This window comes from Mesorhizobium loti (genome assembly GCF_003148495.1).
Classification (GTDB): domain Bacteria; phylum Pseudomonadota; class Alphaproteobacteria; order Rhizobiales; family Rhizobiaceae; genus Mesorhizobium; species Mesorhizobium loti.
Genome location: NZ_QGGH01000019.1, coordinates 17,895 through 44,523, shown reverse-complemented (window position 1 = coordinate 44,523; position 26,629 = coordinate 17,895). Strand labels below are relative to the sequence as shown.

At 62.1% G+C, this 26,629-nt stretch carries 22 protein-coding genes; 17 read left to right on the top strand and 5 right to left on the bottom strand.

Features of this window, described 5'->3' with window-relative positions; translation table 11 throughout:
* Positions 1-42: 42 nt before the first annotated feature.
* Together C8D77_RS33540 and C8D77_RS33535 are read right to left on the bottom strand one after the other, a co-directional pair.
* Entirely contained in the window at positions 43-846 is an 804-nt protein-coding gene (locus tag C8D77_RS33540; RefSeq protein WP_109671701.1) for a DsbA family protein, read from the bottom strand.
* A 61-nt stretch (positions 847-907) separates the two neighbouring features.
* The gene (locus C8D77_RS33535) at positions 908-2,302 is read right to left on the bottom strand and encodes a M48 family metalloprotease (RefSeq protein ID WP_109671700.1); all 1,395 of its coding nucleotides are present in this window, start codon (positions 2,300-2,302) and stop codon (positions 908-910) included.
* A gap of 145 nt (positions 2,303-2,447) precedes the next feature.
* Between C8D77_RS33535 and C8D77_RS33530 the strand changes: the two genes are divergently transcribed.
* Genes C8D77_RS33530 through C8D77_RS33520 form a run of 3 tightly spaced genes read left to right on the top strand, consistent with a single transcriptional unit; the run spans position 2,448 to position 4,788 of the window.
* Entirely contained in the window at positions 2,448-3,596 is a 1,149-nt protein-coding gene (locus C8D77_RS33530; protein WP_109671699.1) for a pyridoxal phosphate-dependent aminotransferase, read from the top strand.
* A 4-nt stretch (positions 3,597-3,600) separates the two neighbouring features.
* Positions 3,601-4,530, top strand: coding sequence for a glutaminase (locus C8D77_RS33525; RefSeq protein WP_109671698.1), 930 nt, complete (start codon positions 3,601-3,603; stop codon positions 4,528-4,530).
* A gap of 27 nt (positions 4,531-4,557) precedes the next feature.
* Positions 4,558-4,788 carry a hypothetical protein gene (locus C8D77_RS33520; RefSeq protein ID WP_109671697.1) on the top strand — a complete coding sequence of 77 codons (231 nt, stop codon included), beginning with the start codon at positions 4,558-4,560 and terminating at the stop codon, positions 4,786-4,788.
* A 122-nt stretch (positions 4,789-4,910) separates the two neighbouring features.
* On the opposite strand, the gene C8D77_RS33515 is transcribed toward C8D77_RS33520, so the two are convergent.
* On the bottom strand, positions 4,911-7,841 hold the full coding sequence (locus C8D77_RS33515; RefSeq protein WP_109671696.1) for an Rne/Rng family ribonuclease: 2,931 nt from the start codon (positions 7,839-7,841) through the stop codon (positions 4,911-4,913).
* Between the two features lie 653 nt (positions 7,842-8,494).
* Between C8D77_RS33515 and C8D77_RS33510 the strand changes: the two genes are divergently transcribed.
* The 8 genes from C8D77_RS33510 (at position 8,495) to C8D77_RS33475 (ending at position 16,910) form a co-directional block, all read left to right on the top strand.
* Entirely contained in the window at positions 8,495-9,757 is a 1,263-nt protein-coding gene (locus tag C8D77_RS33510) for an N-acetylmuramoyl-L-alanine amidase (protein ID WP_109671695.1), read from the top strand.
* 213 nt (positions 9,758-9,970) lie between these two features.
* Entirely contained in the window at positions 9,971-12,415 is a 2,445-nt protein-coding gene (locus tag C8D77_RS33505) for a penicillin-binding protein 1A (protein ID WP_109671694.1), read from the top strand.
* 117 nt (positions 12,416-12,532) lie between these two features.
* Positions 12,533-13,664, top strand: a protein-coding gene (gene prfB / locus C8D77_RS33500) for a peptide chain release factor 2 (RefSeq protein ID WP_109671693.1) whose coding sequence is annotated in 2 segments (ribosomal slippage) — positions 12,533-12,598 and positions 12,600-13,664 — 1,131 coding nt in all. Because the reading frame shifts where the segments join, the coding sequence is not laid out codon by codon here.
* 90 nt (positions 13,665-13,754) lie between these two features.
* Entirely contained in the window at positions 13,755-14,177 is a 423-nt protein-coding gene (locus C8D77_RS33495; protein WP_109671692.1) for a GFA family protein, read from the top strand.
* Positions 14,178-14,370: 193 nt separating this feature from the next.
* Positions 14,371-14,748: a hypothetical protein gene (locus C8D77_RS33490; RefSeq protein ID WP_109671691.1), complete on the top strand. Its 378-nt coding sequence runs from the start codon at positions 14,371-14,373 to the stop codon at positions 14,746-14,748.
* Positions 14,749-14,862: 114 nt separating this feature from the next.
* Positions 14,863-15,231 (top strand): GFA family protein, encoded by a 369-nt coding sequence (locus tag C8D77_RS33485; RefSeq protein WP_109671690.1) that lies wholly within the window; start codon positions 14,863-14,865, stop codon positions 15,229-15,231.
* A 175-nt stretch (positions 15,232-15,406) separates the two neighbouring features.
* Positions 15,407-16,057 carry a YiaD family glycine zipper/OmpA-like lipoprotein gene (locus C8D77_RS33480; RefSeq protein WP_013531371.1) on the top strand — a complete coding sequence of 217 codons (651 nt, stop codon included), beginning with the start codon at positions 15,407-15,409 and terminating at the stop codon, positions 16,055-16,057.
* A gap of 247 nt (positions 16,058-16,304) precedes the next feature.
* Positions 16,305-16,910, top strand: a complete 606-nt coding sequence (locus C8D77_RS33475; RefSeq protein ID WP_109671689.1) for a hypothetical protein — start codon at positions 16,305-16,307, stop codon at positions 16,908-16,910.
* Positions 16,911-17,051: 141 nt separating this feature from the next.
* Here C8D77_RS33475 and C8D77_RS33470 read toward each other — a convergent pair whose 3' ends face one another.
* Positions 17,052-18,638, bottom strand: a complete 1,587-nt coding sequence (locus tag C8D77_RS33470) for a DEAD/DEAH box helicase (RefSeq protein ID WP_164548698.1) — start codon at positions 18,636-18,638, stop codon at positions 17,052-17,054.
* Between the two features lie 192 nt (positions 18,639-18,830).
* Positions 18,831-19,604 (bottom strand): NAD kinase, encoded by a 774-nt coding sequence (locus C8D77_RS33465; RefSeq protein WP_109671687.1) that lies wholly within the window; start codon positions 19,602-19,604, stop codon positions 18,831-18,833.
* A 788-nt stretch (positions 19,605-20,392) separates the two neighbouring features.
* Here C8D77_RS33465 and C8D77_RS33460 point away from each other — a divergent pair.
* The 6 genes from C8D77_RS33460 to C8D77_RS33435 all read left to right on the top strand — a co-directional run bounded on the left by C8D77_RS33460 (position 20,393) and on the right by C8D77_RS33435 (position 26,629).
* Positions 20,393-21,475 carry an ABC transporter ATP-binding protein gene (locus tag C8D77_RS33460; protein ID WP_109671686.1) on the top strand — a complete coding sequence of 361 codons (1,083 nt, stop codon included), beginning with the start codon at positions 20,393-20,395 and terminating at the stop codon, positions 21,473-21,475.
* Between the two features lie 4 nt (positions 21,476-21,479).
* On the top strand, positions 21,480-22,400 hold the full coding sequence (locus C8D77_RS33455; protein WP_109671685.1) for an ABC transporter permease: 921 nt from the start codon (positions 21,480-21,482) through the stop codon (positions 22,398-22,400).
* Positions 22,393-23,193, top strand: a complete 801-nt coding sequence (locus tag C8D77_RS33450) for an ABC transporter permease (protein ID WP_109671758.1) — start codon at positions 22,393-22,395, stop codon at positions 23,191-23,193. The genes C8D77_RS33455 and C8D77_RS33450 overlap by 8 nt, the downstream gene beginning before the upstream one ends.
* Positions 23,194-23,233: 40 nt before the next feature.
* Positions 23,234-24,268 (top strand): extracellular solute-binding protein, encoded by a 1,035-nt coding sequence (locus C8D77_RS33445; RefSeq protein ID WP_109671684.1) that lies wholly within the window; start codon positions 23,234-23,236, stop codon positions 24,266-24,268.
* Positions 24,269-24,359: 91 nt separating this feature from the next.
* Complete coding sequence (locus tag C8D77_RS33440) at positions 24,360-25,787, top strand: amidase (protein WP_109671683.1); 1,428 nt, start codon at positions 24,360-24,362, stop codon at positions 25,785-25,787.
* 140 nt (positions 25,788-25,927) lie between these two features.
* Positions 25,928-26,629, top strand: coding sequence for a TetR/AcrR family transcriptional regulator (locus C8D77_RS33435; RefSeq protein WP_109671755.1), 702 nt, complete (start codon positions 25,928-25,930; stop codon positions 26,627-26,629).

The following is a 26,629-nucleotide window of genomic DNA, read 5'->3' as shown; positions in this document are numbered from 1 at the left end:
ACGGGTGGAAATGTGGCCGTGAGAAATATGCCGGTGAGCAAATCAAAGCGCGGCTTTCGCCGCCTCGATCTTTTCAGCCAGCACTTCCTGCCCAAGCGCCCCGAACACGACCTCGTTGCCGACCACGTAGGACGGCGTTCCGGTGATCGCCAGCTTGTTGGCAAGATCGTAGGTCTTGGCGAGGGCCTCGTTGATTGTCGGGTCCTTCATTTTCTCACGCAGCGCCGCTTCGTCGGCACCGAGCGACAGCGCGACCTTGATGGCCGCCGCCTCGGTTGCGCGTCCCTGGCCGCCGAGCAGCGCATTGTGGAACTCGCCGTACTTTTCCGGCTTCATCAGATGGAAGGCCATCGAAACGACGCTCGCCTTCTGCGAATCCGGTCCGAGGATGGGGAATTCCTTAAGCACGAAGCGCAGGTCCGGATCGGACTTGGTCAGCGCCCGCATGTCGTCGATGGCGCGTTTGCAGAAGCCACAATTGTAGTCGTAGAACTCGACGATGGTGACCTTGCCGTTCGGGTTGCCGACGACGCCGTCGAAGGCGGAGTTGAATATCTGGTCCTTGGCATTCTTGATCACGCCGAGATGAGCGATGCGCTGCTCTTCCTTCTGCTTGGCCTCAAGCGCGTCCTGAACTTCCAGAAGGACTTCCGGGTTCTTCAACAGATAATCGCGGATGATGCCTTCGACCTCGGCGCGGTCGATCTTGGTGTCGGCCGCCACCGTCTCGACGGGCTGCGCGGTACCAGCCCTGGCAATCTGTGGACTTCCGGCCACGAATCCGAAAGCCAGCATGGCCAGGGCGACCGCAACCCCCGTGGTGCCCAACAGCAGTGCCTTTTTCATCGTTCCTGTTCCTTCTACCTGTTTTCCGGTCTGGCTATGTCGCAGCGCGCGACCGGAAGGTTCACTTGATCTTGGTTGATGGCCTGTAGTTTATGATATCCTGGGCGCGAAGCCAGCGCGGCTCGCCACGCTTCATCTCTTGCTGCGCCCGCATGGCAAAAATCTTCGCATCCTTGTAGTTGCCGGAATAGAAGTGGCCCTCGGCGGTGGCGAGTTCGGCGCCCGGTATGTCGCCCAGCTCGCCATAGGCCTGCGCCAGATAGCGATACCCGGCCGAATTTTCCTTGTCGCGCCCGAGGCCATTGTTGATTTGCACGACGGCTTTTTTGAGCGAGTCAGGCGTGCCGACGGCCATCAGTGCCTGGCCAAGGGAGACAGGCAGCAATCCGGACCGCGCCGGATCGAGGCTGACCGCCTTGGCATAGGCGTCCGCGGCATCCTTGGGCTTGTTCGCCTTCATCAGGATATCGCCGCGCAATTCCTGGAAATAAGCGTTCTTCGGCTGCGCCTTGATCAGTGCATTGGTCTTGGCGAGCGCGGCGGCGATACTGCCGAACAGGTAGGTCGACTGGGCATCGCCATATTGCGCGGCGAGGGTCCCTTGCATCTTGCGCATCAAACGCGACGCGGCGGCCTGGCCTTCCATATAGACGGCGATCTTCACCCGCATCATGTCATGACGCTGCTGCAGCGCGGGCGGGTCGAGCTTGTCGACATTGGGGCTCTGTTTCACCAGCACTTCAAGATTGGCGATGCGGTCCTGCGGCATCGGATGGCTGATCCGATAGGGATCGACCTGCGCGCCCGATAGCGAGAGTGCCGTTTGGAAGCGATGGAACGTCTTCAGCATGCCCATGCCGGATTGGCCGGTGGCGTTGAGATAGGTGATCGCCGAGCGGTCGGCGGTCATCTCCTCGGTGCGCTGATAGGCGAGGATGCTGCGCTGTGCCATCTCGCCGCCGCCGGCAGCCACACCCATGCCCGCACCGGCAAGGCCGCGGCTGTTGGTGGTTGCACCGGCGACGATGGCGCCGGCGCCAAGCAATGTCGCGATGATGGCCATCGTCTTGGCGCGTTCGAGCTGGTCGCGCAGCTTCTGCTGGTGGCCGCCGGCGATATGGCCGGCTTCGTGGGCAATGACGCCAATGATCTCGTTGGGCGTTTCGGCCGTCATCAGCGCGCCGGTGTTGATGAACAGCCGGCGCCCGGTGACAAAGGCGTTGAAACTCTGGTCGTTGACCAGAACGATGTCGATGCCGTCATTCGCCAGACCCGCCGCCCTGAAGATCGGCCGTGCGTAATCGCGCACCAGCGCCTCGATCTCGGCGTCGCGCACCACCGGCACGTTCTGGGCAAAGGCGCTGACCGAACTCGCCATTGCAACGGCTACGCCAAGCGAAAGCGTCGCGAAGACGCGCGCTGCCTGGGCAATCGTCGATCTGGGTCGGCTCAACATGATGGCTCCACTGGTAGACGAGCGGGCGAAAGATGAAAAGTCGGCGCCGGAAACTTCCTCAACTTGTGATCCTCACATCAATCGGGCATTTGTGCGGCACATGCGCCAGTGCTTGGCGCCGTCAGTCATCGGGAATACTGGTTAAATGGTCGTTTCGCTCTCACGCCGTGGCAATGTCGAACCCTTCCATGCCATGGACATTCTGGCAGAGGCAAACCGGCTGAAGGCCGAGGGCGTGCCGGTTGTTTCGATGGCCGTCGGCCAGCCCTCCGATCCCGCGCCGGTTCTGGTTCGTGCGGCCGCGGCCAAGGCTCTGCAGGACGGACGCATCGGCTACACCGACGCGCTCGGCCTCGCCGCCTTGCGCAAGGCGATCGCCGGACACTACGCTGATCACTACGGGCTTGATATTGAGCCCGGCCGGATCGCGGTGACGACCGGGTCGTCGGCCGCCTTCAACCTCGCCTTCCTGGCGATGTTCGACCCGGGTGACCGCGTCGCCATCGCGGCGCCCGGCTATCCCGCCTATCGCAACATCATGGCCGCACTCGGCATCGACGTGGTCGAGATCGAGCTCGGCGACGCCGCCTACCTGCATGCCGGCCATCTCGAGACCGCGCATCGTGGAAAGCCGCTGAAAGGTGTTCTGTTCGCCAGTCCGGCCAATCCAACAGGCGCGGTCATTCCGGCCGATGAACTGGGGGCTCTGGTGAGGACGGCACAAGACCTCGGCGTCGCCGTCATCTCCGACGAGATCTACCATCGGCTGGCCTACGCCGCACCCGACACCACGGCGCTTGCCTATGGCGGCGACGTGACGGTGATCAACTCGTTTTCGAAATACTATTGCATGACCGGCTGGCGCATCGGCTGGATGGTGCTGCCGCAAGACCTGGTGCGGCCGGTCGAGCGCGTCGCCCAGAGCCTCTACATCTCGCCGCCTGAATTATCGCAGATTGCCGCGATCGAGGCGTTCAGGGCAACTGAGGAGCTGGAGGCGGTGAAAGGCCGTTACGCCTGGAATCGTGAGCTCTTGATGAAACGTTTGCCGGAACTCGGCTTTCCGCTGGCGGCGCCAATGGACGGCGCCTTTTACGCCTTCTGCGACGTCACCAGGCACACCAATGACAGCATGGCCTTTGCACGCAAGATGCTGGCCGAGGCGCATGTGGCGGCAACGCCTGGCCGCGACTTCGACACGCAGGCGGGCCACCGGACCATGCGTTTCTCCTACGCCGGCAGCCACGACGACATGGTCGAGGCAATGGCGCGCATCGAACGCTGGTTGAGGTAGGGCCATGCCGGAACTCGAACAAGCGCTGGCCGAAGTCGCAGCCGAAATGGCCGAGCGCACCGATCGCGGCGACGTCGCTTCCTACATTCCGCAGCTGGGCAAGGTCGATCCGAAGAGATTCGGCATCGCGGTGGTCACCAATGACGGCCGCGTGCTGATGGCGGGTGACGCCGAACAGGCCTTTTCGATCCAGAGCATCTCGAAGGTGTTCACGCTGACGCTGGCGCTCGGCAATGTCGGCGACGCGCTGTGGCAGCGGGTCGGGCGCGAACCGTCAGGCAACCCGTTCAACTCGATCGTGCAGCTCGAGCATGAGAACGGCATTCCGCGCAATCCGTTCATCAATGCCGGCGCCATCGTCATTTCCGACATCCTGCTTGCCGGCCACCAGCCGCGTGAAGCGATCGGCGAAATCCTGCGCTTCATCCAGTTTCTGGCCGATGACGAGACGATCATTATCGACCGAGAGGTCGCGGCGTCCGAACGGGCCACCGGCTACCGCAACTTCGCGCTTGCCAACTACATGAAATCCTTCGGTAATCTCCACCATGCGCCGGAGTTGGCGCTGGGTGTCTACTTCCACCACTGCGCCATCGCCATGAGTTGCCGGCAACTGGCGCTCGCCGGCCGCTTCCTCGCCAATGGCGGCAAGAACCCGGCGACCGGGCATTCCGTGGTGTCGGCCGAGCGAGCACGCCGCATCGGCGCGATGATGCTGACCTGCGGCCACTATGACGGTTCCGGTGATTTCGCCTTCCGTGTCGGCATCCCCGGCAAAAGCGGCGTCGGCGGTGGCATATTGGGCATCGTGCCGGGCGTGGCCTCGCTTGCCGTCTGGTCGCCCGGCCTCAATGCCAACGGCAATTCCAAGCTGGGGTCGATTGCGCTGGAAAAGCTGGCCAGGATGATGAACTGGTCGATCTTCGCTCCTTAGGAATGCAACAGGATCGAGCAGGCAGCCATGGAAGATCGGAATCGCTGGATATTGCATATCAAGGAGGTTCGCTCTCGCCATGGCGTAAGTCTTCTGGAGGCGGAGCGTATTGCCTTGTCCGATCCTCATTGGCGACGTTGGGTAGAGCGCCAAATCAATGCTGACGAACGCTGCCGCAAGTTCGCACGGACCCATATGGCAGCCAATCGCCAGGCGTCCTTGGTTTACAGGGACGGCGAGGTGCTGAAACTGCGCTAGCAGGTGAAGCAGCGAATTCGCCGTTTCAATTCGGCAATGTTTGAAGCAAAAGTCCCGCGCTATCTTTCAGGATGGCACGGGACTCTTTTTTATCAAAAAATCACTTCAAGTGACTGAAAGGCTTAGAAAAAGCCCTTCCGCTGCCACCATCCGCCGCGCTTCGGCTTGTCCTCGGTTTTCGCGGCCGGTTCCTCGGCCACGGTCGAAGACACCACCGGCTCGACCGGCGCATTCACCGCCGCCGGCTTGCGCCGCGACGGGCGGGCCTTCGGAGCCTTCTCGACAGCCACCGCCTCGTCGGACGCCGTGGCCGGCGTCTCGACCGGTGCTTCCGCCTCGGCAGCCGGCTCTTCGGCGACGATTTCGGCCGCGGCCTTCTTCGGCTTGGCGGCACGGCGTGGCTTCTTCGTGCTCGGCGCGTCGTCATTGGCCGGAGCAAGCGCCACCGGCTCTTCGGCCGCTGCGGCAACCACCGGCTCGCCGGCGATCACCTCGGTTGCCGAGACTTCGACTTCGGACGCGTCGGTTGCTTCGCCAGCACTTGCCTCAGCCTCGCCTTCACCGTCTTCGCGGCGGTTGCGCTTGCCGCCGCGCTTGCCGCGCCGGCGTTTCTTGCCCTGGCCTTCGTCTGAAGCTTCAGCTGTCTCGGACGTTTCGGCAACACCAACAGGGGCGTTGTCGTCCGCTTCCGTGTCGCCATCGCTGGCGGCCGAGTCCGAGTCGGAGTCCGAAAACTCACCGGCCGGAGCCGAGACGGAAGCACCGTCCGCAGGGGCGCCATGTTCGCGATCGCGATCCTTGCCGCCGCGCCGACGCCGACGCTTGCGGCGCTTGCGGTCGCGGCCTTCGCCTTCCTCGCCACCGGCGGCAGCAGGTCGGGGTTGTTGCTGCGGCTGCTGGCGTGGCTGTTCGGCCTGCACCGGCGCCTCGTCATCCTCCTCCTCGGCGACGACAATCTCGTCCTCGGGCTCTTCCGGCTCGACATAGGCCGGGAAGCTGCGCGCCTCGACAAAGCCTTCCGGCTTTTCAGCCAGCGCGCCGCGGAAGATCGCATAGTGCTGCGAACCCACCGAATCGTCGGCCTCGACGGTGATCGTCAGCCCGAAGCGGCTTTCGAGTTCCACCAGCGTGCCGCGCTTGTGGTTGAGCACGTAGAGTGCGGTCGCCGCCGGCGTCCGCACCGTGATGTGGCTGCGCGAATCCTTGAGCAGGAATTCCTCGATCGCCCGCACCACCATCAGCGCGACCGACGAATCGGAGCGCACATGGCCGGTGCCGCCGCAATGCGGGCAGGGCTTCATGGTCGATTCCAGCACGCTGGCGCGGATGCGCTGGCGTGACATCTCCATCAGACCGAAATGCGAGATACGGCCGACCTGGATGCGCGCACGATCGTTCTTGAGGTGATCCTTCAGCCGCTTCTCGACGGAGCGGTTGTTGCGGTTCTCCTCCATGTCGATGAAGTCGATGACGATCAGGCCGGCGAGGTCGCGCAGCCTGAGCTGACGCGCGACTTCCTCGGCCGCTTCCAGATTGGTGTGGAGCGCGGTGTCCTCGATCGAGTGCTCCTTGGTGGAACGGCCCGAATTCACGTCGATGGCAACCAGCGCTTCGGTCTGGTTGATGATGATGTAGCCGCCGCTCTTCAGCGTCACCTGCGGCTGCAGCATGCGGTCGAGCTGTGCCTCGATGCCGTTGCGCACGAAGATCGGCGTCGTGTCGCGGAACGGCTGAACCACCTTGGCGTGGCTCGGCATCAGCATGCGCATGAAGTCCTTGGCCTCGCGGTAGCCTTCCTCGCCGGAGACAAGAATCTCGTCGATATCCTTGTTGTAGAGGTCGCGCACCGAGCGCTTGATCAGGCTGCCTTCCTCGTAGACCAGGGCAGGGGCCGTGGACTGCAAGGTGAGATTGCGGACATTTTCCCAAAGCCGCATCAGATATTCGTAGTCGCGCTTGATCTCGGCCTTGGTGCGGCTCTCGCCGGCGGTGCGCAGGATGACGCCCATGCCTTGCGGCACTTCGAGATCGGCAACGACCTCCTTCAGACGCTTGCGGTCGACCGCGCTGGTGATCTTGCGCGAAATGCCGCCGCCACGCGCCGTGTTCGGCATCAGCACCGAATAGCGGCCGGCAAGCGACAGATAGGTGGTGAGGGCCGCACCCTTGTTGCCGCGCTCTTCCTTGACGACCTGCACCAGCAGGATCTGCCGGCGCTTGATCACTTCCTGGATCTTGTACTGGCGGCGCACCGGCTTGCGGCGGTTGCGCACTTCTTCCAGCGCATCCTCGGCGCCGACCGATTCGACCTCGTGATCGTCCGGATGCGAGGACTGCACTTCCTCGAGCATGCCGCGATCATTGTCGCCTGACGTGGCTTCGCTGCCCTGTTCCGCTTGGGGAACGGCTTCGGAAATCACATCGCCTTCGACCGCGGCGGCGATCGATGTCGGGCCGCCTTCGCGGGGCTCTGCTTCGTCCTGGTCAGTTGAAGCTTCCTCATGCTCGGACGCGCCGGCATGCCCCGAGGCATCCGAATGTTCCGATGTATCGGCTGCGTGTTCGATGATCTCGGAGGTGTGGGAGATCTCCTCGACAACGATGTCGCCATTTTCGCTGCCTTCGCCTGCCTCGTCGGAATCGGCTGCATCGCGCTTGTGCTCACCGCGGTCGCGGGGCTTGCCACCGCGCCGGCGGCCGCGCCGCCCACGATCGCGGCTCTGGCGATCATCGCCGTCGCCGTCCTCGTTCTCTTCGTCCTCAGCCTCCTGCGCTTCCGCGCGCAGCAGTGCCTGACGATCGGCGACCGGAATCTGGTAGTAGTCGGGGTGAATTTCACTGAAGGCGAGAAAACCGTGACGGTTGCCGCCATATTCGACAAAGGCTGCCTGAAGCGAGGGCTCTACGCGCGTTACGCGGGCTAGGTAGATGTTTCCTTTGAGCTGCTTCTTGTCCTGGGATTCAAAGTCGAATTCTTCAATACGGTTACCGCGAACGACGACAACGCGTGTTTCCTCCGGGTGGGAGGCGTCTATCAGCATTTTGTTGGGCATTATTTCGTTTCCCCCCGGCAGCCGTCAGCCGCAGCTTGCGAGGCAATGCCTGCTGCTGCGTGTCTGGAGTGTGGGTGCCGGATATCTTAACGTCCGCCGGCCGCCGCTTGAGCGCCATGGCGGTGCCGCCCGCAGCCATAATGGCGCGGTTTGATGCGGACCTTTCCATGATTGCGCTTGAAGCCATCGTCACCAGCAGAACCTTTTGAACCAAAGCCCGGACGAACCGGACCAGCTTGTTTGCTCATACAGAGCCGGCACGGGGACAAACCCGGCCGTTTTCCTCACGCAGGCGATTCCCCCGCCACGGGCGCACGCCTGCGAAATTCGTCGCGATCACCTGAACCCTTTTCGCGTGAAGCGAAAGGAGCCGCCTTTACGTCTGACCCTGTAGCAAGAAGCTGCGGAGGAGGGCGGTTCCAGGATTGCAGTGATCCACCATCGCTTTTATGATTTGGCGGGGTGGAAGGCAACCCCGATTTCCGATGCCGGCAAAAAGCAGTTCCGTAACGTAAGTCTGGGTTACGACCTGCATGAAAAGGCTTGGTTAACCTTCTCTGGATACCAATCGTTAATCGAGTTCGCGGCCTAACCGGCATTTCGACAAAAACGACCGGGCGCCTGGCGCCAAACCGGGAGCGACTGGAAGAGAGATGGGACTGGCGGACTTCACAGACAAGGGATGTCGTGTTGGCGGCCGGATTCTCTGCGCCTTCTGCCTCTTGCTGCTGCTGGCGATCTGTTCTGGCTTTTCCTCGATTGCCAATGCCGCCGACGCTCCGCTGGTGGCAAAGGGCTACAAGATGGCCGGCGATGCCACCAAGATGCGCATCGTCATGGATTTCGATCGCGAACCCGATATCAAATGGTTCCTGTTGCGCGGCCCCAACCGCCTTGTCATCGATCTCGCCAATACGAGATTCGCCATTGACGCCAAGGATTTGAAAGCACGCGGCCTGGTCAAGGGTGTGCGCCTGGGCGAACTCGGCGAGGGCGTTTCGCGGCTGATCCTCACCGGCAAGGGACCGTTCGCCGTCGACAAGCTCGATGTGCTCAAGAATGAGGACGGAACCGGCTACCGCATTGCCATCGACATGTCGGCGGTCTCCGCACGCGAGTTTGATGCCGCACTTGCAAATCAGGCGCTGACCACCGGATCGACGGTTTCGACCGACAAGGGAGGGCGGGTCGGCACCGGACCGGTGTCCAATCCGGGCCATCGTTTCACCGTGGTCATTGACCCCGGCCATGGCGGCATCGACGGCGGCGCCGAGGGCCTGAACGGCACCATCGAGAAGAACGTCACGCTGGCCTTCGCCACGGAGCTGCGCGACAAACTCGCAGCCGTCGGCAATTACGATGTGTTCATGACGCGCGACACAGACGAATTCCTACGTCTGGACGATCGCGTGCGCATTGCCCGGCAGCATGAGGCCGACCTGCTCATTTCCATCCATGCCGACACAATCAGCGTCAAGGGCATTCGCGGCGCCACCGTCTACACCGTCTCCGACAGGGCTTCGGATCCCGAGGCGCAGGCGCTTGCCGACCGAGAAAACCTCTCCGACCAGTTCGCCGGCATGGAGATCAAGAACGACAAAAAGGAAGTCACCGACATCCTGATCGACCTGATCCGCCGCGAAACGCACAATTTCTCGATGAGTTTCGCCCACACGCTGGTCGGCCAGCTGTCGACCAGCGTCGGCCTTATCAACAATCCCCAGCGTTCGGCGGGCTTCAAGGTGCTCAAGGCACCCGATGTGCCGTCCGTGCTGGTCGAACTCGGTTACCTCTCGAACGCCAAGGACGAGGCGCAGCTGCTCAACGCCGACTGGCGGGGCAAGGCCGCCCAGAGCATAACCAATGCCGTCGCGCTTTTTGCTTCAGCCAAGGCCGGACCGGGAACCGGAGGCTGACATGCCTGGCGGCGCCTGCAACCAGAGGCGGCGTTGCGCGACGACAACACCCGGTGCTTTTATTTCCGGCTCGCGGCCGCGAAATCCGGCATTGCCGTATTTTGTCCACATGGTGGCGACAAGGGTTTTCGATTACGGATTGGGACCGGCTCGAAAGCTTGCGCGAAAGGCGGCTTCGTTTAGGAAATTCCCGAACCAAGGACTGGAGCGGGTATGATTCGTCTCATTGGCTATTTTTTTGGCATCGGCACGACGCTGGCCCTTCTGGTCGCGGCGGGCGTTGCGATCTACATCGGCCATGTGGCAAAGGATCTGCCTGACTACGAAGTGCTGGCCAAGTACGAGCCGCCGGTGACTACCCGCATCCATGCCTCGGATGGCTCTCTCATGGCGGAATATGCGCGCGAACGGCGCCTGTATTTGCCGATTCAGGCGATCCCCGACCGTGTCAAGGCGGCCTTTCTGTCGGCCGAGGACAAGAATTTCTACACCCACCCTGGCGTGGACATAACGGGATTGGGCCGCGCGGCGCTCACTTACGTTTCGGGTGGACCGATGCAGGGCGGTTCGACGATCACCCAACAGGTTGCCAAAAACTTCCTCCTCACTAACGAGCGCTCCCTGGAACGCAAGGTCAAGGAGGCCATCCTTTCGTTTCGCATCGAACAGGCCTATTCCAAGGACCGTATCCTTGAGCTTTATCTCAATGAGATTTTCTTTGGCTTCAACGCCTATGGTGTGGCCGGCGCCGCACTGACCTATTTCGACAAGTCGGTGAACGAATTGACGGTGGCCGAGGCCGCTTATCTGGCATCGCTGCCGAAAGGTCCGGCCAACTACAATCCCTTCAAGCATGCCGATCGCGCGCTTGAGCGGCGAAACTGGGTCATCGGCCAGATGGTCGAGAACGGCTACGTCACCCCCGAAGAGGGTGCGAAAGCGAAGGCCGAGCCGCTTGGCGTTGCCCCGCGCCGCACCGGCTCCTATCTTTTCGCCGGCGAGTATTTCACGGAAGAGGTTCGCCGGCAGATCATCGCCCGCTATGGCGAGAACGCGCTCTATGAGGGCGGCCTGTCCATTCGCACCACCCTTGACCCGAAGGTCCAGCTCATTGCCCGCACGGCGATGCAGAACGGTTTGATGAAATACGACACGCTGCGCGGCTATCGCGGACCGGTGAAATCAATCGACGTGTCCGGCGATTGGGGCGTCCCGCTGGGCGCCGTCAAGGGGCTGGAGGATGTTCCCGAGTGGTCGCTCGCCGTCGTGCTCGACAGTTCGGCGACAGGCCTGTCGATCGGCCTGCAGCCCGCGCGCCAGGCATCCGGCGACATCGTCAAGGAACGCGTCGAAGGCACCGTCAGCAAGGAGGACATGGGTTTTGCCATGCGCCATGTGGTCGACGGCAAGACCGTCAAGGCCAAGTCGCCGGCGGAGGTGTTGAAGCCGGGCGACGTCATCTTTGTGCAGAAGAACGATGGCTCCGACAATGCCTACAGCCTGCGCCAGGTTCCGGAGGTTGAGGGCGGCCTGATCGCCATGGATCCGCATACCGGCCGCGTGCTGGCCATGGTCGGCGGCTTCTCCTACGCGCAGTCCGAATTCAACCGCGCGACGCAAGCCATGCGCCAGCCGGGCTCCTCGTTCAAGCCGATCGTCTACTCGGCGGCGCTCGACAATGGCTATACGCCGGCTTCGGTGATCATGGACGGGCCGATCACCATCCAGAGCGGCAACACGACCTGGACGCCGAAGAACTACGACGGGACCGTCGCTGGTCCGGCGACCCTGCGCTCCGGCATCGAGAAGTCGCGCAACCTGATGACGGTGCGGCTTGCCAATGACATGGGCATGAAGCTGGTCGTCGAATATGCCGAGCGCTTTGGCGTCTACGACCATCTGGCGCCCTATCTGCCGATGGCGCTGGGCTCCGGCGAAACGACCGTGATGCGCATGGTGTCGGCCTATTCGATCATGGCCAATGGCGGCAAGTCGATCAAACCGTCGCTCATCGACCGCATCCAGGATCGCTACGGCAAGACGGTGTTCAAGCAGGATGAACGTGGCTGCCAGGGCTGCAATGCGCCCGAATGGCAGAACCAGCCGGAGCCTGAACTGGTCGACAATTCCGAGCAGGTGCTCGATCCGATGACGGCCTACCAGATCACTTCGATGATGGAGGGTGTCGTGCAGCGCGGCACCGGTGCCACCATCGGCGAACTTGGCCGCCATATCGCCGGCAAGACCGGAACGACGAACGACGAAAAGGACGCCTGGTTCATCGGTTACACGCCCAACCTCGTCGTCGGTCTCTACATGGGCTACGACACGCCGCGCGGCCTGGGTCATGGCGCCACCGGTGGTGGTCTCGCAGCACCAATCTTCAAGGACTTCATGCGGGTGGCGCTGGACGGCACGCCGAATGTCGACTTCAAGGTGCCCGAAGGCATGAACCTGGTCGCCATCAACCGCAAGACCGGCATGCGTGCCGCATCGGGCGATCCGGGCACCATCATCGAAGCCTTCAAGCCGGGCACCGGTCCCGCCGACAGCTATTGGGTGATCGGCATGGGCGCCGACGGCTCCAATGCCACCGGTGGCGCGCTGTCGCCGCAGGCCAATCAAGCCATCCAGTCCGGCGGCGGCGGCCTCTACTGACGATTTTCATGAGCGGATGGGCTGGCCTTGCGCCAGCCCATTTTGCTTTACAGCCGGCGGCGGCCTCCCTATGTATCGCGCCGACCGATTTCAGCAAACAGGACAGAACAGCCAGCCATGCGCGCGGAAACGCAGAATATTGTCGACGAGATCAGGCAGGCGATAACCCTGCTGAGGAGGCATCTTTGACTGGGATCAGGCCATAAAGCGGCTTGAATACCTCAATGTGCGCGCCGAGGATGCCAGCCTCTGGAACGAGCCGCTGGAAGCGCAGAAGCTGATGCGCGAACGCCAGGGCCTCGAAGAAGGCATCGCCTCGGTGAAAGGTCTGACGCAGGCGCTGGAAGACAATATCGGCCTGATCGAGCTCGGCGAGGAAGAACGCGACGAGGGCGTCATCGCCGAGGCTGAAGCCGCGATCCGCTCGATGCAGGGCGAGGCGAAGGCGCGCCAGGTCGAGACGCTGCTGTCGGGTGAAGCCGACGCCAACGACACCTATCTCGAAATCCATGCCGGCGCCGGCGGCACCGAAAGCCAGGATTGGGCCTCGATGCTGCTGCGCATGTACACGCGCTGGGCCGAGCGACGCCGCTTCAAGGTCGAGGTGCTGGAAGTGCATGACGGCGAGGAGGCCGGCATCAAGTCCGCCACGTTGATGATCAAGGGCCACAATGCCTATGGCTGGATGAAGACGGAATCGGGCGTGCATCGCCTGGTGCGTATTTCGCCCTATGACAGCAATGCGCGCCGGCACACGTCCTTCGCCAGCGTCTGGGTCTATCCGGTCATCGACGACACGATCGAGATCGACGTTTCCGAATCCGACGTCCGCATCGACACCTATCGCTCGTCCGGCTCCGGCGGCCAGCACGTCAACACCACCGATTCGGCGGTGCGTATCACACATCTGGCCACTGGCATCGCCGTCGCCTGCCAGGCCGAACGTTCACAGCACAAGAACAAGGCCAAGGCCTGGGAAATGCTGCGCTCGCGCCTCTACGAGGAAGAGCTGAAAAAGCGCGAGGCGGTTGCAAACGCCACCGAAGCGTCGAAGAGCGACATCGGCTGGGGTCACCAGATCCGCTCCTATGTGCTGCAGCCCTATCAGCTGGTGAAGGATCTCCGCACCGGCGTCGAGAGCACCAGCCCGTCGAGCGTGCTCGATGGCGACCTCGACGATTTCATGGAAGCCTCGTTGTCGCAGCGCATCGAAGGCGGTGCCGGTGAAGCCGTGGCGGACCTGGACTAGTGTATGCTCATATTCAGGTGAGGCCGGCCTGCAAACTCGGGCTGACCTGAATCTGAACATACCCTGCGCACCACAGCGACGGAGGAGAGAGTGCCGAGCAAGCTCACCGGAAAGTGCTTTTGCGGCGCGGTTCACTACGAGGTCGCCGACGAATTCATCTATGCCGGGAATTGCCATTGTTCGAACTGCCGGCGCACCACCGGTTCGGCCTTCAAGCCTTTCGCCGGCATCGAACGCGGCAAGTTTGCCCTCACCGCGGGGCAAGACAAGCTCCTGATCTTCGGCGACGAAAGCGGCCATGACGCGCATTGCGGCCGGTGCGGCTCCTTGCTTTATTCGCTCGTGCGCGATGGCGCCTACGTCCATGTCGCCATGGGAACCCTCGTCGACGATCCGGCCATCCGTCCGACCGCGCATATTTTCGTCGGCTCGAAGGCCGGCTGGTTCACCATCGCTGACGATCTGCCGCAGTATGAAGAGCACGTCGTGGCAGCTGGATCCGTCGACGAATAGGCTTCGGCCGGCCACGCAGCAATTTCTTGCGTCGACTCACATTTGCGCTCACCATTCACGGCATTGAGGGGAGACAAAAAGCATTTATGGCCGGTCGCGGCATATCTGCAAGCTGACGATCTGGCCGCTGGGAAGACACGTTCCGGGAACGGGCAAGCGAAACGCTTGACGCTCGTTTGAAAGGAACGTTTCCATGTCTGCTGCCACATCCAGATCGGCCAATGCCGTTCAACCGGCTGGCCGACTTTTGTTTTCCCTGCTCGCAATCGGCGCGACCGCAATGCTGACGGCACCTGCCTTCGCACATGACGCCACGCCCACGGCGGCAAAGCCGCAAGGCTGGAGTTACCCATTCGCATGCTGCGCCAACTATGATTGTCGCACCACCCATACCGGCGAAGTGTTGGAGAAGCCCGAGGGCTATGTCATCGCCGGAACGGGTGAGGTCGTTCCAATGAGCGACAAGCGCGTCAAGGACAGCCCGGACGGCGAGTTTCACTGGTGCGCGCATCAGGCCGGTCTCGACGCTGGCAAGACAATCTGCCTGTTCGTGCCGCCGCGCTCTTATTGACGACAGGCCGGGTTTCCGCGGTTCGGTGGATGCCTGCTGACAGACAGTTGTCAGGAGCACCTCCTTATGCTGCCTTTGCCGTACAGGGCGGCGGGCGACAGAAGGAGTTCGTTGATGACCATCAAGGCAAGCTGTCATTGCAAGGCGACGACATTCGAGGTTTCGCAGGCACCGCGGACGGTGACGCAATGCACCTGTTCGTTCTGCTCGAAACGCGGCTCGCTCTGGGCCTACTACGTTCCATCGCAATTCAAGCTTACCAGCCCGCCGGAGAACGTTTCTGTCTACGAGTGGGGGTCGAAAACCGTAAGGCACGGTTTTTGCGCCACCTGCGGCTGCGGCACCTTTACCGAAACGCCGGACTGGTCGACCGGCGAGCCGGATTTCGACAATCCCAAGATCAGCGTCAACTCGCGACTGTTCGACGATTTCGATCTCGACAAGGTCGAAGTGGTGATCATTGACGGCAAGAATCTCTGGTAGCCTGATCAGGCCATTCCGGCACGGCGATGCGGCGCTTTCGTCGGGCATTAGTCCTCCGGGAAAAGCCATGGGCGGCGCTTTTGCCGTTCCGCTTTTCGCCGCAATTCATGGTACAAGTCGCGGGAAGGGCTGATTTGGCGCCACCGCAAGGCGTGACTTGGAGAGGGACGATCCTATGAAAAAGACTGTGCTCGTCGTCGTGGCGACGGCTGTGCTCGTGAGTGCCTGCACCACCACCGATCCGTATACCGGCGACCAGAAGATTTCCAACACGGCGGCCGGCGCCGGCCTTGGCGCCCTGGCGGGTGCCAGCCTTGGCTTGCTTGCTGGCGGCAATGACCGCCGCAACGCGCTGATCGGCGCCGGCATCGGCGCGCTGGCCGGCGGCGCCATCGGCGCCACCATGGACCAGAACGAAGCCGAACTGCGCCGGCAGCTCGAGGGCACCGGCGTCAGCGTCACCCGTAGCGGCGACCAGATCATCCTCAACATGCCGTCGGACATCACCTTCAACTCGGATCAGGATGCGGTGAAGCCCGGCTTCTACCAGGTGCTGAACTCGGTTGCGCTGGTGCTGAAGAAGTTCAAGCAGACCACGGTCGACGTCTTCGGCCACACCGATTCGACCGGCGGTGACCAGCACAATTTCGACTTGTCGCAGCGCCGCGCGCTGGCCGTCGCCAACTATCTGTCCGGCCAGGGCGTCGATCAGCGCCGCTTCGCCGTCACCGGTTTCGGCAAGACGCGTCCCGTCGCGTCCAATGCGACAGCCGAAGGCCGCGCCCAGAACCGCCGTGTCGAGATTCAGTTGTCGCCGCTCACCTGAGCTGTTCGGCAAATCAATGCGAAACGGCCCCCGCGTGGGGGCCGTTTTTGCTTGAGCTGATGTCGGCGCTCTTCAGATGGAGCACCATAGGATTAGTCTTTGCTAAAATAAGAGCTTTCGCGCAGCCATGCAAAGGAATAGCATCATCGCTGTTCCGGAGGGGATGAGGCGGTACAAACTGGCCGCGCAATCAGCATTTTTCCGCCTCGGTCTTGCACGGCCAGATCAGAAAGTCTGGGAGGAATGCATGGCAAGAACAGCCACCCTTGGGCGCTGCGGCGTCCTCGCTTTAACAAGTCTCGCAAGCGCATGGTTGGGCATCGCTACGGCCCTGGCCGAGGACGCCAACAAGGCCGACATCGATGCCTTGAAAAAGTCGCTCGCCAAATATGAGGACTACACCGCCGCCGTCCGCGACCTTTATCTGTCGACAGTCGGCTGCGTCTATTACAGCGGAGAAAAGATACCGGGCGCGATGGATTACCCGAAGGGCGCCATGGGTATCCATTTCGTCAATGTCCCGAGTGTCGGCCAGAAACTCGACCCGATGCACCCCAATGTGCTGATTTACGAACCAACCAAGAAGGGCCTGCGCCTGGTGGGCGTGGAATGGCTCGTGCCGCTGACGCCGGACATCAAGGCACCGCCGAAGCTGTTTGGCCAAACCTTCATGGGCCCGATGGAGGGACACTATCCGCTCATCCCGAAAGAGTTCGTCCACTATGATCTTCACGCCTGGCTCGGGGACAACCCGAACGGCATGTTCAGTCCGACGAACCCGAACGTGAAATGCAACAAGGCCGAGTTTCCGATGCTGGAAAAGCCGACCAAGATGATGCCCGGGCCAATGTAACGGGCGAACCAGGCTGATCCATGTCGACATGAACAGAGACTTAAAGCGGGTCGTTTGAACCCGTTCAGACGCGACACGCTTTGGGAGCCTTGCCGAGAAGGCAAGCCGGATGGCTGGCTTGCCTTCGAAAGCGCTCGGGGGTCAGACCTTGGCGACGATCCGCATGAAGGCCGGCATGTCATCGCCGAAGCCGACGGTGGAGTCGTTATCTTCCTGGTGGCGTTGGCGGGCAGGGCGGTTGCTGTCGCGCTGCGGCCTGGTGTCGCCGCGTTCCGGTGCGCGCTGCTCGTTGCGATCGGATGATTTGCGCTCGGTGTTTTCCGAACGGATCGCTTCCTTGCGCGAGCGCCGTTCGCCGATGTCGGCGACTGCGGTCTCGACCACATCAGGCTGCTCCTCGCGTACCATTGCCGGTGCCGCATCTTCGCTTGGCCTGGCGTGGCGTTCGCGCGGTTTGCGCTCACCCCGGTCCTTGCGGTCATCGTCCTTGCGGCCGGCACGGCGCGGGGCGCCCTTGCCACGGCGCGGAGCGTCGTCCTCGCCGCCTTCGCTGGCGACCACTGTCGACAGGTCGCCGTCATGCCATTCGATCTTGTTGCCAATCAGCCGCTCGATGGCGTCGATGTACTTGGTATCCGACTTGGTCGCGATGGTGAAGGATTTTCCAGAGCGCCCGGCGCGGCCAGTGCGGCCAATGCGGTGGACATAATCCTCGGCATGGATCGGCACGTCGTAGTTGAAGACGTGGCTGACATCGGGGATGTCGAGGCCGCGCGCGGCGACGTCGGAAGCGACGAGGTAGCGCAGCTTGCCGTCGCGGAAATTGGCCAGCATCTGCATGCGCGCGCGCTGGTCCATGTCGCCATGCAACGCACCGGCGTCGAAATCATACTTCAGCAGCGAGCGGAACAGCTCCGACACTTCGACCTTGCGGTTGCAGAAGATGATGGCGTTCTTCAGTTCCGCATCCTCGGCCTTGATGAGGTTGCGCAATGTCTCGCGCTTGTCCCATGGCTTGGAGCCGGATTTGACCAGCCGCTGGATGATGTTGGTCGCCGCGGACGCGGCCTTCGAGACTTCGACGCGCACCGGCGCATGCAGGAACTTTTCGGTGAGCTTGGTGATTTCGGGCGGCATCGTCGCCGAGAAGAACAGCGTCTGCCTGGTGAACGGAATCATCTCGCAGATGCGCTCGATGTCGGGAATGAAGCCCATGTCGAGCATACGGTCCGCTTCGTCGATGACGAGGATCTCGACGCCGTTGAGCAGCAACTTGCCGCGTTCGCGGTGGTCGAGCAGGCGGCCGGGCGTCGCGATCAGCACGTCGGCACCGCGCTCCAACTTCTTGTCCTGTTCGTCGAACGACACGCCGCCGATCAGAAGTGCGATGTTGAGCTTGTGGTTCTTGCCGTATCTGATGAAATTCTCTTCGACCTGTGCGGCGAGCTCGCGCGTCGGCTCCAGGATCAGCGTGCGCGGCATGCGGGCACGAGCCCTGCCTTTTTCGAGGCGGGTCAGCATTGGCAGCACAAAGGAAGCCGTTTTCCCTGTGCCGGTCTGGGCGATGCCCAGAATATCCTTACCGAGCAAGGCGTGCGGAATGGCACCAGCCTGGATCGGCGTCGGCTGGGTGTAGCCGGCGTCGGTGACTGCGGAAAGGACCTTCGGCGACAGGCCGAGGTCTGCGAAGGTCAACGCTTCTTGAGCGGTCGTGGTGTCTGAGGACAAGTGTTGTTGTCTTTGGCTGGTTCGGGGAAGCGCAACGGCGTCTGTCGCGGCAAGCGCCACGCGCCTGCAAGATTGGTATTGCGATTAGGCGCAAGCCCGCGATTTGTCAACAGAAACGGGCGGCATTGGTGCGATTGTGAAGTTGTAACCTTAATCGGGATGCTTAATCGAGGTGTTGGTCACTGCGCCGGCTCAGTAGCGGAACTGCTCGGCCAGAATGCGCTCGTTCCAGGAATGATTGGGATCGAACAGCAACGTTGCTGTCGCCGTTGGTGATTCCCGTACCGTTACCGAGGTCACCGCCTTGACCTCGGTATGGTCGGCGGCGGCGTTCACCGGCCGCTTTTCCGGCTCGAGAATGTCGAAGCGCACGGTCGCCTTGTTGGAGAGCAGCGCACCGCGCCAGCGGCGCGGGCGAAACGGGCTGACCGGGGTCAGCGCCAGCAGTGGCGCATCGAGCGGCAGGATCGGCCCGTGCGCCGAAAGATTGTAGGCGGTGGATCCGGCAGGCGTCGCGATCATCACGCCGTCGCAGCTCAGTTCCTCGAGCCGGACCTGCTCGTCGACGGTGATACGGATCTTGGCCGTCTGGTAGGATTGGCGCCACAGCGCCACCTCGTTGATCGCCAGCGCCGAAACCGTTTCGCCGTCCGAGGTGACGGCCAGCATCTCCAGCGGGCGGATCGTTTCGGCGACGGCGGCCGCGATACGCTCGGTGAGGCCACCGGACCGGTATTCGTTCATCAGGAAACCGATGGTGCCACGGTTCATGCCATAGACCTTCTTGCCGGTCCCCATCGTGTCGCGCAGGGTCTGCAGCAGGAAGCCGTCACCGCCAAGCGCAACGACGATCTCGGCATCCTCGACGGAGGATTGGCCATAGCGCGCCGACAGGCTTTCCAGCGCCGTCTTGGCGTCAGTGGTGTCGGACGAGACGAAGGCGATACGGCTGGCGGCTTTGCTCATGGCTCCCCGATGACGACCGGTTGGCAGCGGCCGGTTGCTGGGCCGCGCCAGCGCCGGGGTAGCATGGGCGGGGTGCGTCTGCAAAGGGAGCCGCTATTCCGTGACAAGCCATCCCGGATGGCAAGGCGGCCGCGCAACGGCGGGATGCGGACTTGCCGTTCGCGCATCATGTCAAAGGCTACGCGAATGTGATGGTTAAGACCGGGCTTAAGCTCTCGTAAAGCCAGGTCGGCCATGTTAGCCGGCAGTGGATGGGTGGCGTGGGGGCTAGCCAGTCGAGGCCGACCTATTGCCGGTAACACGCCTGATCATCGTCTTCCTGATGTTGGGAAGCTTCGCGCTTCTCTTTGCCGAACTGGTGCGCCAGTCCGAAGAGACGAGCTTCCGACCTCAGCCCACGGCGTCGCGCTGTGGTGACGCCGCCGGAGCGCCATGCCCACAAAGGGCGCTGTAACTCCCGAGGCATATGGATCATCGGCCTGATGACCAGCGGCACGACGCCTGCGCGGCTGAGGATCTGACGCAAAGAACGTCCATTCACTGCGCCACCACCTGCAGGTTGGCGCCGCAAACTTGCCCCAATTCATCAATGGCCTCGTCCTTGACCATCTCATGACGGGTTCACCGGCGCATCGGCCACAGCATCACTGGTTGATGCCGTGGTCATGCCGGCAAAAAGATATTGACTGTATGTTTAGTCACAGTTATTCCTGAGGTCGAGGATTGAGTTGGCCAGCCGGCGTTAGCGGGTGAATGGCCACCAGGGAGAGGGGAATATCTTGACAGCCATGCGGCCCGCCGTTGAGGCGAAGGGCGTCACCAGGGTCTTTCGGGGAACCGGCCAGGATTCGGTCAGAGCGCTCGATAATGTCTCCGTCGCGATCCGCGAAAATGAATTCTTCACGCTGCTTGGCCCATCCGGCTGCGGAAAGACGACGCTGCTGCGGCTGATTGCCGGCTTCGACTTTCCGACCGACGGCGAGATCCTGCTCTATGGCCAGGACATTGCACCGCTGCCGCCCTTCAAGCGGCCGGTCAACACTGTCTTCCAGTCCTATGCGCTGTTCCCGCACATGACGGTCGCCGACAATATCGGCTTCGGTCTGAAGATGCTGGGCAGGCCGAAGGTCGAGATCGAAGCGCGTGTCGACGCGATGCTGAAACTCGTCCACATGCAGGAATTGAAGAACCGGCGCACCAGCCAGATCTCCGGCGGCCAGCAGCAGCGCGTGGCGCTGGCCCGGGCGCTCGCGCCGCAGCCGAAAGTGCTGCTGCTCGACGAGCCTTTGTCGGCGCTCGACTACAAGCTGCGCAAGGAAATGCAGATCGAATTGAAGCGGCTGCAGCATGAGACGGGCATCACCTTCATTTTCGTCACCCACGACCAGGAAGAAGCGCTGACCATGTCGGATCGCATCGCGGTGATGTCGTCGGGCAACATCCTGCAGGTCGGCACGCCGTGGGATGTCTATGACCACCCGGCGGAGCGGTTCGTCGCCGACTTCATCGGCGAGACGAACTTCCTGACCGGCACGGTCGAAAATGCAGGCAATGGCCAGGCGCAGGTCGCCTTGCGCTCGGGTGCGAAGATCTGTGCGACCGCCGCCGTGGACTTCCGCGCCGGCAGCAATGCAACGCTGATGGTCCGGCCTGAACATGCGAAGCTCGTCAAAGGTCGTGGCGATCTGAGCGGCACGATCGAGAACATCGTCTATTTCGGCACCGACACGCATATCCATGTCCGGCTGGACGAAGGCGATGTCTTCATGGTGCGCCAGCAGAATTCGCGCAGCGCCGGCTGCGGTTTCGAAAACGGCACCAGGGTCGGCATTTCCATCGGCGATGACGCCGCCCAGTTGCTGAAGGACTAGGGCGATGGGAACCGCGAAAGAGGTCGCCGAACAGGCCGAACGTGACGATATCCGGTTGCGCTGGCTGCTTTCGGCCCCAGCGCTGCTGATCGTCTTCCTAGCGGCCCTTGGGCCGCTGTTGATCGTGGTCGTCTATTCCTTCCTGACGCCAGGCAATTACGGCGATGTGAAATGGCAGTTCTCGACCGACGCCTGGGTGAGCGTGCTGTTCGAGCGCGATGTCTTTGACGACACGCTGTCCTTCGCCACTGCGTATCTGTCGATCTTCTGGCGCTCGGTGTCGCTGTCGCTGGCAACCACTGTGCTGACCCTGATCCTGGGCTTTCCCACCGCCTATTTCATCGCCACGCGGCCGGATCACCGGCGCGACATCTGGCTGTTCCTGATCACCATACCGTTCTGGACGAACCTTCTGATCCGCACCTTCGCCATGCAGGAAGTGCTGCGCAATGACGGCATCATCAATTCAGCGCTGCAGCTGCTTGGCATCACCGACCATCCCGTCCAGCTCATGTACACCAATTTCGCCGTCCTGGCCGGCATGGTCTACGTCTTCCTGCCGCTGATGGTGCTGCCGCTCTACGCCAGCATGGAGAAGATCGATTTCCGCCTTGTCGAGGCGGGCTATGATCTCTACGCGACGCGGTTCGAGGTGTTGAGGCGCATCATCATCCCGCTGGTCACGCCGGGCATCGTCGCCGGCTCGATCCTCGTCTTCATTCCTTCGCTTGGCGCCTATGTGACGCCGCGCGTGCTGGGTGGCGGCACCAACCTGATGATCGGCAATTTGATCGAGCTGCAGTTCGGCCAGGGCCGAAACTGGCCGCTTGGCGCGGCGCTGTCGATCACCTTGATGGTGATCGTCATGGTGGCGCTGCTGTTTTATGTCCGCAACACGACCAGGTCGGATGGCGCCCATGGCTAAGCGCTTCGACGTCCGGCGGCAGAACGGCTTCGTCAGCCTGGCGATACTGTGCTTCTTCCTGCTCTACCTGCCGATCGCCACGCTGGTGGTCTACGCCTTCAACGACAACGATTCCCTGGCGATCTGGAAGGGCTTTTCGCTGCGCTGGTTCCATGTGGCCTGGAACAACGGGCTGGTGATCGAATCGTCGATCCGCTCGTTCCAGATCGCGGCCGTCGCTGCGCTGCTGGCGACGATCTCGGCGACCATGGCGGCACTGGCGACGACCCGGACCAAACCCTATCGCGGACTGACCTTCAAATACGCCTTCATCAACCAGCCGCTCATGGTGCCGGAGATCGTGACCGCGGTGGCGTTGCTGATCGTGTTTTCGCGCATCAAGATCTGGACCGGCTATTCCGGCCTCGGCTACCTCATCGCCGCGCACACCGCTTTCTGCGTCCCCTTTGCCTATCTGCCGATCCGGGCGCGACTCGAAAGCATGGACCTGGCGCTCGAAACCGCGGCGGCCGACCTCTACGCGACCAAATGGAAGACGTTCCGGCACGTGACCTTGCCGCTGCTTTGGCCGGGCATTCTGGCCGGGCTGATGCTCGCCTTCGTCGTCTCGCTGGATGACGTCGTCATCACCGAATTCGTCAAATCCGGTGGCCAGGACACGCTGCCCACCTACATGCTCGGCCAGATCCGCCGCGGCGTCACACGCGAGATCAATGCAATCTCGACAGCCTTCCTGGTGCTGTCGATCGGCATCGTCACCGCTTTCTTTTTCGTCAGCCGGAAACGGACCTGAGGCCGTAACGCCGCCGGTCCCAACAATGGGAGCATGGAGCATGAACTGGAAACTGACCGCGACGGCCATCGGGCTGTCGTTGCTGACTGTCACGGGCGTGGCCCGTGCCGAGGGTGAGCTCAACATCTACAATTGGGGCAACTACACCAGCCCCGACCTGATCAAGAAGTTCGAGGAGACCTACAAGGTCAAGGTCACCGTCACCGACTTCGATTCCAACGACACTGCACTTGCCAAGATCCGCCAGGGCGGCGCCGGTTTCGACATCGTCGTGCCTTCGGCAAGCGTCGTTCCGATCTGGATCAGCGAAGGCCTGCTGCTGGAGACCGATCCCAACAACATGGAGAATTTCAAGAATATGGACCCGAAATGGGTCGACGTGCCATTCGATCCGGGCCGCAAATACACCGTTCCATGGCAGTGGGGCACGACCGGCGTGTCGGTCAACAAGTCGGTCTATTCCGGCGACATCAACACGTCCGCGATCTTCCTCGACCCGCCGCCCGAGCTCGTCGGCAAGATCAATGTCGTGCCCGAGATGGGTGACATCATGTTCCTCGCCATCGCCTATGAAGGCGGCCAGTACTGCACGGCCGACAAGGTGGTGCTGAAGAAGGTGCGCGACAAGCTGGTCGAGGCCAAGGCAAAATGGCTGTCCTTCGACTACGGCGCCGTCGATGGCCTGGGCAAGGGCGACATCGCCGCCGGGGTCAACTGGAACGGCATATCGCTGCGCCAGCGGTTGCAGAACGACAAGATCGCCTATGGCTATCCCAAGGAAGGCTATCCGATCTGGATGGACAATGTCGCGGTGCTGAAGGACGCCAAAAACGTCGAAAATGCCAAGCTCTTCCAGAACTTCGTCATGGATCCGCAAAATGCCGCTCTGATCTCGGCCTTTGCCCGCTATGCCAACGGCATCAAGGGCTCGGAAGCCTTCATGCCCGCGGACATGAAAGGGGTGCCGGAAGTCGATGTTCCCGCCGAGTTCGCCGCCAAGGGCCAGTTCATGCAGGCCTGTCCGCCGGATGTGCAGGCGCTCTACACGAAAATCTGGACCGACCTTCAGAAATGACCTGATCCGGGTTCTCCGCGTCGCACACGCGGCGCGGCCACCTCCTGTCTATTCATGCCAAACGCGATCCGCCGATCGCAGGAGACTTCCCATGACCGATCTCGACCTTTGCTACATGCCGGCCAGCGAGGCGCTGCGGCTGTTCAAGGCGAAGAAACTTTCGCCTGTCGACTTGATGCAGGCCACCATCCGCCGCGCCGAGGCCACCAAGCCGACGATCAACTGCTTCACCTTCACACATTTCGACGAGGCGATGGATCTAGCCAGGAAAGCCGAGGCGAAATACGCCAAGGGCGCCCGCACCGGGGCGCTCGAGGGGCTGCCCATCGGCATCAAGGACGAGAGCTATATCAAGGGCAAGCCGACATCGAACGGCTCGCTGCTGTCGAAGGATGCCATCGGTGGTCATACCTCGACGATGAACGAGCGCATCATCAAGGCCGGAGGCATCGTCCATGCCCGTACGGCGACGCCTGAATTCAGCTGCGCCGGCTACACCTGGTCGAGACGCTGGGGCGTGACGCGCAATCCGTGGAATCCGGATTTCACCCCTGGCGGTTCGTCGGGAGGTTCCGCGGCGACGCTGGCTTCCGGCACGTCGTCGATCGCCACCGGCTCGGACATTGCCGGATCGATCCGCATTCCAGCGTCGGCCTGCGGTCTTGTCGGCTTCAAGCCGCCCTATGGCCGCAATCCGGACGAGCCGCCGTTCAACCTCGACTTCTACTGCCATACCGGACCGCTGGCGCGAAACGTCGGGGATGCGATCCTGCTGCAGAACGTCATGTCCGGACCGAGCCCGCTCGACATCGCCACGCTGCGCCCAAAACTGCGCCTGCCGCTGGATTACAAGCCGATCAAGGGCTGGAAGATTGCTTTCTCGATGGACCTTGGTTCTTTCGAAGTGGATGCCGATGTGCGCAAGAACACGCTTGCGGCCTGCGATGTGTTCCGCTCGCTTGGCGCCACGGTCGAGGAAGTCGATTTGGGCTGGGGCGATGACGTGCTCAAGGCCGGCATGGCTTATCTCGAACATCTCTTCGGCGCCTCGCTGTCGCAATTGCTCAAGGAGCACGGCAAGGACATGACGACCTATGCCAGGCAGTTCGCCGAGGACGGGCAGAAGTCCAAAGCCGCGGATTTTGTCGGGACCCTCGACGTGGCGGCCAGGATGTACCAGACGCTGGGGCCGCTGCTGGAGACCTACGATGTCCTAATCTGCCCGACCAACGCGCTTCCCTCCGTGCCGGCGGAGTTCGATCAGACCACGGGTACGGTTGAGATCAACGGCAAGCAGGTGAACCCGTCGCTGGGCTGGGTGATGACGACGCCGTTCAACATGATGAGCCGCTGTCCTGTTCTGTCCGTGCCATCGGGCCGGGCGGCAAGCGGCGTGCCGACAGGCATCCAGATCGTCGGCCGCACCTATTGCGACGCCGATGTTTTCCGCGCTGCCATGGCCTATGAGACGGCCAAGGGGCAATGGTACACAAACACCGAAACGCGTCCGTCGCTCTGATCGGGCGATGCGGCTCTTGCCGCGATGGTGCTTGATCTCCGGCTTCGCTTGTGGTGAGCCGACGCCGGGCACCTCGAATAGACGGATCCGTGGCGGCGCCGGCGATCGCCGCCACAAGGTCCGAAAGGAACTGGACGAAGATGGCGCAACAAAAGGCTGCAGCGACAAAACGCAAAGGCGCAATGGCCAAGGACGGGGTTTCGGCAAATGATGCCGCGCCGCCCAAGGACCGTCGGCGCGAGCGCGGCGAAGCCAGCGTGCAGCGGATCATAGACGCCACCATCGAACTCATCGCGGAGGAGGGGCTGGCAAGCGTCACCATGCAGCGCATCGCCGAGCATGTCGGCTCGTCCAACGCCTTGGTCGTCTTCCATTTTCGCAGCAAGGAGAACCTTTTTCGCGCCGTCCTGCAGTATCTCAGCGATCGATACGATGAATTGTGGGTGTCGCTGGTGCGGGCGCCCGGCTTGTCGCCGGTTGAGCGCCTGCTCGGGGCGGTCAACTGCGCGCAAAACTTCGCCCGGCAGCATCCGAAATGGGTTTCGGTCTTTGTCGTGTTCTCCAGCGACCGCAAGAGCATGCAGATCTACAACGAGATCGGCCTGCCGAGCGACCTTGCCTACACCGCCGAGGCGCGCGAGCTGCTGATCGAGATTTCGCGCAGCGGCGGTTATACCGGCGTCGACATAGACACCCTGTCAGAGAGCCTGAATTATCTGGTTCATGGCGCCTGGTATTGGGATCACCTGAACCCTCGCGGTCGTGACACCAACGTGCTGCGCAAGACCATGCTGCTCCTGCTGCATCAGGCGTTTCCGCGGCATTTCGAACTGATGCGCTAA

What these genes read in the sequence shown, in the direction of transcription:
- C8D77_RS33535 (WP_109671700.1), bottom strand. Translation starts at nt 2,302, where the DNA reads ATGTTGAGCCGACCCAGATCGACGATTGCCCAGGCAGCGCGCGTCTTC.
- C8D77_RS33485 (WP_109671690.1), top strand. Translation starts at nt 14,863, where the DNA reads ATGACCATCAAGGCAAGCTGTCATTGCAAGGCGACGACATTCGAGGTT.
- C8D77_RS33505 (WP_109671694.1), top strand. Translation starts at nt 9,971, where the DNA reads ATGATTCGTCTCATTGGCTATTTTTTTGGCATCGGCACGACGCTGGCC.
- C8D77_RS33460 (WP_109671686.1), top strand. Translation starts at nt 20,393, where the DNA reads ATGCGGCCCGCCGTTGAGGCGAAGGGCGTCACCAGGGTCTTTCGGGGA.
- C8D77_RS33530 (WP_109671699.1), top strand. Translation starts at nt 2,448, where the DNA reads ATGGTCGTTTCGCTCTCACGCCGTGGCAATGTCGAACCCTTCCATGCC.
- C8D77_RS33540 (WP_109671701.1), bottom strand. Translation starts at nt 846, where the DNA reads ATGAAAAAGGCACTGCTGTTGGGCACCACGGGGGTTGCGGTCGCCCTG.
- C8D77_RS33465 (WP_109671687.1), bottom strand. Translation starts at nt 19,604, where the DNA reads ATGAGCAAAGCCGCCAGCCGTATCGCCTTCGTCTCGTCCGACACCACT.
- C8D77_RS33525 (WP_109671698.1), top strand. Translation starts at nt 3,601, where the DNA reads ATGCCGGAACTCGAACAAGCGCTGGCCGAAGTCGCAGCCGAAATGGCC.
- C8D77_RS33475 (WP_109671689.1), top strand. Translation starts at nt 16,305, where the DNA reads ATGGCAAGAACAGCCACCCTTGGGCGCTGCGGCGTCCTCGCTTTAACA.
- C8D77_RS33455 (WP_109671685.1), top strand. Translation starts at nt 21,480, where the DNA reads ATGGGAACCGCGAAAGAGGTCGCCGAACAGGCCGAACGTGACGATATC.
- C8D77_RS33450 (WP_109671758.1), top strand. Translation starts at nt 22,393, where the DNA reads ATGGCTAAGCGCTTCGACGTCCGGCGGCAGAACGGCTTCGTCAGCCTG.
- C8D77_RS33480 (WP_013531371.1), top strand. Translation starts at nt 15,407, where the DNA reads ATGAAAAAGACTGTGCTCGTCGTCGTGGCGACGGCTGTGCTCGTGAGT.
- C8D77_RS33445 (WP_109671684.1), top strand. Translation starts at nt 23,234, where the DNA reads ATGAACTGGAAACTGACCGCGACGGCCATCGGGCTGTCGTTGCTGACT.
- C8D77_RS33490 (WP_109671691.1), top strand. Translation starts at nt 14,371, where the DNA reads ATGTCTGCTGCCACATCCAGATCGGCCAATGCCGTTCAACCGGCTGGC.
- C8D77_RS33520 (WP_109671697.1), top strand. Translation starts at nt 4,558, where the DNA reads ATGGAAGATCGGAATCGCTGGATATTGCATATCAAGGAGGTTCGCTCT.
- C8D77_RS33510 (WP_109671695.1), top strand. Translation starts at nt 8,495, where the DNA reads ATGGGACTGGCGGACTTCACAGACAAGGGATGTCGTGTTGGCGGCCGG.
- C8D77_RS33435 (WP_109671755.1), top strand. Translation starts at nt 25,928, where the DNA reads ATGGCGCAACAAAAGGCTGCAGCGACAAAACGCAAAGGCGCAATGGCC.
- C8D77_RS33440 (WP_109671683.1), top strand. Translation starts at nt 24,360, where the DNA reads ATGACCGATCTCGACCTTTGCTACATGCCGGCCAGCGAGGCGCTGCGG.
- C8D77_RS33515 (WP_109671696.1), bottom strand. Translation starts at nt 7,841, where the DNA reads ATGCCCAACAAAATGCTGATAGACGCCTCCCACCCGGAGGAAACACGC.